This window comes from Aquitalea palustris (genome assembly GCF_003693445.1).
Taxonomy (GTDB): Bacteria; Pseudomonadota; Gammaproteobacteria; order Burkholderiales; family Chromobacteriaceae; genus Aquitalea; species Aquitalea palustris.
Map to the genome: position 1 here is coordinate 1 of NZ_RFAR01000101.1, position 4,007 is coordinate 4,007.

General features: G+C 54.8%; 3 protein-coding genes and 1 tRNA gene. 3 read left to right on the forward strand and 1 reads right to left on the reverse strand.

Translation table 11 applies throughout. The features are described from left to right. The first annotated feature begins 255 nt into the window (after positions 1-255). Both EAY64_RS18335 and tilS read left to right on the forward strand, forming a co-directional pair. The gene (locus tag EAY64_RS18335; RefSeq protein ID WP_103526163.1) at positions 256-1,221 is read left to right on the forward strand and encodes an acetyl-CoA carboxylase carboxyltransferase subunit alpha; all 966 of its coding nucleotides are present in this window, start codon (positions 256-258) and stop codon (positions 1,219-1,221) included. A gap of 67 nt (positions 1,222-1,288) precedes the next feature. Continuing rightward, complete coding sequence (tilS, locus tag EAY64_RS18340) at positions 1,289-2,524, forward strand: tRNA lysidine(34) synthetase TilS (protein ID WP_158604731.1); 1,236 nt, start codon at positions 1,289-1,291, stop codon at positions 2,522-2,524. Between the two features lie 64 nt (positions 2,525-2,588). Here tilS and EAY64_RS18345 read toward each other — a convergent pair whose 3' ends face one another. After that, on the reverse strand, positions 2,589-3,278 hold the full coding sequence (locus EAY64_RS18345; RefSeq protein ID WP_103526165.1) for a Bax inhibitor-1 family protein: 690 nt from the start codon (positions 3,276-3,278) through the stop codon (positions 2,589-2,591). A 166-nt stretch (positions 3,279-3,444) separates the two neighbouring features. Between EAY64_RS18345 and EAY64_RS18350 the strand changes: the two genes are divergently transcribed. Further along, a tRNA-Leu gene (locus EAY64_RS18350) sits at positions 3,445-3,529 on the forward strand. Positions 3,530-4,007: the final 478 nt, after the last annotated feature.

The window sequence follows — 4,007 nt, forward strand, 5'->3', positions numbered from 1 at the left end:
TTGTAAGGCAGACGCTCTACCAACTGAGCTAAACGCCCTGAAACCTTTCGCTGTCTGCGTTTGCGTCTCAGCGAGGAGGCGAATTAAAGCACAGTCGTTTTTTCAGCGCAAGGGGTTGGTTTCATTTTTTTGCATAAAACGGGCAAATCTCAAATAGACAGTTCATGCTGATTGAATTTTGTCAGACAGGGGCGTGACGGATTCTTTTGCACTCATGTATGATTGCCCGATTCGCTTAATCGGATGATGTGAATAATGAAGCCGACCTTTCTCGATTTTGAGCAGCCGATTGCCGAGCTCGAGAACAAGATAGAAGAGCTGCGTTTCGTGCAGGATGACTCCGTACTGGATATCTCCGAAGAAATCGCACGCCTGCAAAAGAAGAGTCTGGAACTGACCAAGACTCTATATGCCAAACTGTCCCCCTCGCAGATCTCCCAGGTGGCTCGCCACCCGCAGCGTCCTTATACACTGGACTACCTGCGCAGCATCTTCACGGATTTCGAAGAGCTGCATGGTGATCGATCCTTTGCCGACGACCCGGCAATCGTGGGTGGCTTGGCGCGTTTCAATGGCCAGTCTGTAATGGTGATTGGCCATCAGAAAGGCCGTGACACCAAGGAAAAGATCTACCGCAATTTCGGCATGCCACGCCCGGAAGGCTATCGCAAGGCCCTGCGCCTGATGAAGCTGGCCGAAAAATTTGGCATTCCTATCATGACCTTCGTCGATACCCCGGGTGCTTATCCGGGTATTGGCGCAGAAGAGCGCGGCCAGTCTGAAGCCATTGGCCGTAATCTCTACGAGATGGCCAGACTGCGTGTGCCTATCATCTGCACCATTATCGGTGAAGGTGGTTCTGGCGGTGCGCTGGCGATTGCCGTCGGCGATCAGGTCAATATGCTGCAGTACTCTACCTATTCGGTGATTTCGCCCGAAGGCTGTGCTTCCATTCTGTGGAAAACAGCCGAGCGAGCATCCGAAGCGGCCGAGGCACTGGGTATTACAGCCAATCGTCTGAAAACCCTCGGTCTGATTGACCGCGTGGTGACCGAGCCGGTTGGTGGTGCACATCGCGATCATGCGCAAATGATGAATGCGATGAAGCGCATGCTGCAAGAGCAGTTGAAGGACTTTGCCAATCGTCCGATCGAGGTGCTGCTGAAAGAGCGTTTCGAGCGTTTGATGAGTTATGGACGTTACAAGGAAGATGCAGCCTGATCTGCTAGACGCCCTGTTAGCCCACTGGCCGGACAATTTGTCCGGCCTTTGTGCTTTTGAGCTTGGATTGAGTGGTGGGCTCGACTCCATGGTGCTGTTATCGCTGCTGGCACGTGCGCGTCAGTACCAGCCGCAACTGCGGCTTTCTGCAGTGCATGTGCATCATGGCCTGAATGCAGCGGCTGATGACTGGGTTCTGCACTGTCAGGAGATATGCCGACAGCTGGACGTTCCCTTGCGTGTGGCGCGGGTTGTTGTCAGTCGTGCTGCTGGGGAGAGCCTGGAGGCGCAGGCAAGGCAGCAGCGCTACGCGGTGTATGCCCAATCCACGGCCGAGGTGCTGGTGCTGGCGCACCATCTGGACGATCAATCCGAAACCGTGCTGTTACAGCTGCTGCGTGGTGGTGGGGTGCGTGCGTTGTCTGGCATACCGGCATTACGCAGCTTGGAGCACTTGCAGCTATGGCGACCATTGCTGGGTTTTACCCGGCAACAGCTCGAGCGGTATGCCAGTGAGCAGGGGTTGAGTTGGGTCGAGGATGACAGTAATGCCGACATAGCCTACCGCCGCAATTTATTGCGACACCGCATCATGCCGCTGCTGCAGCAGCATGTTCCGTCCTACCGGCAACAGCTTGGACGTACTGCCTGGCATATGGCACAGGCATCGCAATTGGTGGATGAGGTGGCGGCCGCTGATTTGGCCAGTTGCACCACTGGTGCTGCGCTGGATGTCGAGCGAGTACTGTCCTTTTCACCAGTGCGGCAGGGCTTTCTGCTGATGGCCTGGTTGCGGAGTATGGGGCAGTCGCAAGTGGCGCCGGAACAGTTGCAGGAGTTTTTGCGACAACTGCGTGTGGCTGCTGCGGCCAGTCAGCCCTGCTTGCAATTGCCAGAACTTGTGGTGGTGCGTTATCGCCAACTGCTGCATGCGGTGCCGGTGCTGCCATCCCTGTCAGCATGTGCGTTGCAGTTTGATCCGGAGCGGCCAGTGTGTCGCCTGTCGGACTGGGGTGGCAGTTTGCGCTGGGTGCGGCGTGGTGGTTTGACCTTGCAATCACTTGTCGGGGATTTGCAATTGCGTCCGCGCCTGGGTGGTGAGGTATTGCAACAGGCGGTGGGGCGCAAGCCGGTTAAAAAACTGTTGCAGGAGGCAGGTATTCCCCCCTTGCTGCGCCGGCAATGGCCCTTGTTGTATGCCGCAGATGGTCGTTTGCTGGCGCTGCCAGGTGTGGCGGTGGCTAGTGATTGTTTCAGCCCGGAGGGCTACTGGCCGGAATGGCAACCCGGACTAGAGGGTTGAGACGGGAAGGTTAAAAAAAGCGCCCCAATATAAGGGCGCTTCTTTACTGAACCAGTGTTTGGGCTTAGTCACGTTCACCATTGAAGGCCATCAGCAATTGCAGCAGGCTGGTAAACAGATTGTAAATGCTGATGTAGATCGACAGTGCAGCCGATACATAGCTGGTTTCACCACCGTCCACGACTACCTTGACCTGCCACAGAATCATCAGCGAGCTGAACAGGGCAAAGGCGGCAGCAATGGCGAGCTGCATGCCGGGCATTTGCAGGAAGATGTTGGCCACCACGGCGACCATCAGCACGATGGCGCCAATGGTAAGGAAGCTACCCAGTGCGGACAGATCGCGCTTGGTAGTGCTGGCGATGCCGGCCATGACGACAAAAACCAGTGAAGTCGCTGCGCCGGCCGTCATGATCAGCTGTCCGCCGTTGCTGAAGCGCAGTGCAAATTGCAGCAAGGGGCCCAGCAGCAGGCCCATCATGAAGGTAAAGCCCAGCATCAGGAATACGCCCAGCGAGTTATTGCGGTTTTTCTCAATGGCAAAAACCAGGCCGTAAAATACCGCCATGATGGCCAGCATGCCCATGATGGGGCTGGCCGCCATGAAGGCGAAATTGAGGTGTGTGCCAATCAGGGCACCCATCACGGTGGGAATCATCGAAAGACCCAGCAGCGCATAGGTATTGCGCAGAACCTTGTTGCGTAGGCCGCTGGTGGTACTGGTCTGGTAGGTATTGTGCAGGTCCGGTTGCATGCTGCCCTCTCTTGATTTGGATGTTTGTTGCGCTGTTGCAAAACAATATGCCTGCATTGTGACATGAAAACATGACAATGGTTCATTTGACATAGTGCTTGAACAGCAGGGGATCCTGAGGTATATTTGCCGCCTCTTTCGCGGTGCTCTCGAGTGCTGCTGATGGGCGAGCGTGGCGGAATTGGTAGACGCACTGGATTTAGGTTCCAGCGCCGCAAGGCGTGAGAGTTCGAGTCTCTCCGCTCGCACCACTGATGTTTTTCCTGAGTATCTGTATTCCTCTAAGATGACCGTAGATAAAGGCTTTTAGCTCTTTTCTACTCTGTCAATATCTCTGCTTTACACTGTTAAATTCCTCATAGTTCTGTACTCTTTGTCGCGATTTTATCGCATGGATTGTCGCACATGGCTACGCTTGAAAAGCGTAAGGCAGCCTCGCGTCCGTAAAGGCGGGCTCAATGATACGGCTACATTCAGAACCAAGGCCGAAGCTGCTGTGTGGGCTGCTGCTATAGAAAATGATCTGGCGGAGAGCCGTGCTGGCTTAGTACCTAACAGGACATTTGGCGAGTTGCTACTGCGGTACTCCGAAGAAGTATCTCCATCAAAACGTGGTGGTCGTTGGGAGTAAATTCGCATTGCTATGCTGATCCGGGACTACACAGCGCTATGTAATACTTGGAAATATTGCTTCTCAAACTCTACCGGCGATAGCCCGTTTGCGGAACC